This is a genomic window from Halorubrum kocurii JCM 14978 (assembly GCF_000337355.1).
Taxonomy (GTDB): domain Archaea; phylum Halobacteriota; class Halobacteria; order Halobacteriales; family Haloferacaceae; genus Halorubrum; species Halorubrum kocurii.
This window is the reverse complement of record NZ_AOJH01000013.1, coordinates 1-322: the sequence shown is the minus strand read 5'-3', so window position 1 is coordinate 322 and position 322 is coordinate 1. Positions and strand designations below refer to the sequence as shown.

The 322-nt window shown below is 63.4% G+C and carries 1 protein-coding gene; it reads left to right on the top strand.

Annotated elements, in window-relative coordinates; all coding sequences use genetic code 11:
- A partial coding sequence (locus C468_RS01775; protein ID WP_008847162.1) for a SufD family Fe-S cluster assembly protein occupies positions 1–322 on the top strand: 322 nt, incomplete at both ends.

The following is a 322-nucleotide window of genomic DNA, read 5'->3' as shown; positions in this document are numbered from 1 at the left end:
GGATGGGCCAGTTCGAGCACACGCTCATCATCGCCGAGGAGGGCTCGGAAGTCCACTACATCGAGGGCTGCTCCGCGCCGAAGTACTCGGCGTTCAACCTCCACTCGGGCGGCGTCGAAGTGTTCGTCGGCGAGGACGCCCACGTCCAGTACTCGACCGTGCAGAACTGGTCGAAGAACACGTACAACCTGAACACCAAACGCGCGATCGCCGAGAAGGGCGGACGCATGGAGTGGATTTCGGGGTCGATGGGGTCGAAGGCGACGATGCTGTACCCGTCGACGATCCTGAAGGGCCGCGGCGCCTCCGACAACCACATCAC